The organism is Burkholderia sp. Se-20378, from assembly GCF_017104665.1.
Classification (GTDB): Bacteria; Pseudomonadota; Gammaproteobacteria; order Burkholderiales; family Burkholderiaceae; genus Burkholderia; species Burkholderia lata.
The window spans coordinates 1-2,219 of record NZ_JAAGPG010000817.1; the positions used below are offsets into that span (position 1 = coordinate 1).

Below are 2,219 nucleotides of genomic sequence, written 5' to 3' on the forward strand. Positions count from 1 at the left end.
TCACGCAGGCGGCCCAGCAGGCCGGCGGCGCCGAGCGCGGGACGGGTGGCATCGAGTTCCGTATTCACGGCGTTCCCCTAGTAATCCGAATAAAGCCGCACTGGCGTCGGCGTGACGAGCCAGCTGCGTTGCGCACGCGCGTCGAACGCATAGCGCAGGTACACGAGCGCCGAACTCGGCGCGTAGTCGTGCGACCGGTCGACTTTCAGTTGCGCGCCGACGCTCAGGTGCGGGTTCACGCGGTACTCGACGATGCCGTTGATGCCGTACGAGAACGACACGCCGCGCGTCGAGCTGCCCGCGTACACGAACCCGGCCGCCACCTGCGCGGCCCGCTGGTCCGCGGACATCGGGTAATACAGCGAATCCTTCTCGTAGCTGTTCGAGATCCCGCCCGTGAAGGTCAGGTCCCACGACAGCGCATCGTGCCGCCCCGCCCATTCGATCGGCACGCCGAGCGACAGGTAGCGTTGCGGGCTGTAGTAACCGCCCTGCCCGTACGTGTAGTAGCGCAAGTTTTCCGCGTAATGCCACGCGTTGCCGACCAGCCCGGTGCTGACCTTCATCGTCGCGCGCTCGTACACGGGCATCGTAAAGCCCGTGCGCAGCGTGACTTCCGCGTTGCGTTCGACGTTGCGGCCGGACAGCACGCCCGCGCCGAGTTCCGCGAACAGGTTCGTGCGGCCGACGTCGACCGACGCGCGCAGGGTCACGCCGTCACGGCGCACGCCGCCCCAGACTGCACCCGTCCATGGATCGCGCATCCCCGAGTACGACAGCACGCTGCTCGTTTCCGGCCGCCGCGACGCATTCACCGAGAAACTGGCCGGGCCCGCGTCGAAGCGATAGCGCACGCCGCCGACCAGGTAATGCACCGGGAAACCGAGCGGCGACGTGCCGAGGTCGAAGCGCCATGCGTCGGTCAGATAGCCGGCGCCGAGCGCGACACCCGTGGCCGTCTGGTGCAGCGAGCCTGGCGGATTCGCGATCGATGCAGGGGTCAGCGCGTTCTGCGCCTTGAGCGCCGCGTAGCTGCCGAACGTACTGAGCGAATACGCGTTCGGGTTGCTCGTGTCGAGCGTGCCCGGATCGAGATGCACGGTGTCGATCTGCGCGAACACGTGCCCGTCGTAGCGGATCGGCATCTGCATGTAGATCGGCACCTGCTGCGCGCGATACGACGAGATGCCTTCGTCGCCCGACTTGTACGCGGGCGTCCAGCCGGTTTCGATCTCGGGATTGCGCCGCTGCGCGAGATCCGCGAATGCAGCCTGCGCAGGCGTCAGGCCATCACGCCCCGGGCTCACGCCCGTCGTGCGTTCCTGCGACTGCGACAACCGGTACAGCGACGCCGCATCGTCGTAGCGCCCCTGCGCCTCGGCTACGCGCCCGGCCGCGACCGTCACATCCGGGCGTGACGGATACGCGGCATGCAGCCGATCGGTTAGCTGCACGGCCTCGTCCGGGCGGCGCAGCGCATTCAGGCGGCGCACGGCCGACAGTTGCGTGTCGACGTCGTCGTCCGGCGTGCGGGCCAGCACCGCCTGCACGCGGGCAAGCGCCGCGGCCCGATTGCCGCTGTCCTCGTCGATGCGGGCCAGCGCGAGCTGTGTATCGGCATCGTCCGGCGTACGGGCGACGACCGGCGCGAGCGCCGCGCGCGCCGCGTCGTAATGGCCTTGCGCACGTTCGAGATCGGCCAGTTCGAGCGCATAGCGCTTGTCCGCGCGGCCGGCCGGGCTCGCACGATCGAGCAGCTTGCGCGCCTGCGCGTAATCCTGCTGCGCGCTCGCGTCGTCCGTCTGCCGCCGCACGAGGCGCAGCGACTGGTCCTCGATCCTCGCCGTCTGTGCGGGCGTCAGCGACGGTTCGCGGCGCAGCGTGTCCAGCCACGCGGCCCGCCCGTCGTCGCGCCCCGCGCTGCCGAGCGGGCCGCCGTCCCCCAGCCCCACGTCCGCGTCCGCTTCGCGCGGGTGCGCGTCGCTCCAGGCGTCCAACGGCGCGACGGCGCGGTCGGGTTCGCCCGCGTCGATCCACTGTGCGCCGACTGCGGCGAGCATGTCGGGATCGTCCGGCGCACTCGCCTGCGCCTGGGCGGGCGACGCGGCGAAGGGCGTGCGGTCGCCGCGCGCGAGCGCGCCACGTGCGTCGGCCAGCGCGCTTTCCGCGTCGAGCTTGCGTGCGAGTGCACGCATCCCGTCCGACCGGTGCGCATCGTC

At 70.7% G+C, this 2,219-nt stretch carries 1 protein-coding gene; it reads right to left on the reverse strand.

Features of this window, described 5'->3' with window-relative positions; genetic code table 11:
• Positions 1 to 77: 77 nt before the first annotated feature.
• A partial coding sequence (locus tag G3N93_RS37865; protein WP_206135307.1) for a cellulose synthase subunit BcsC-related outer membrane protein occupies positions 78 to 2,219 on the reverse strand: 2,142 nt, incomplete at its 5' end.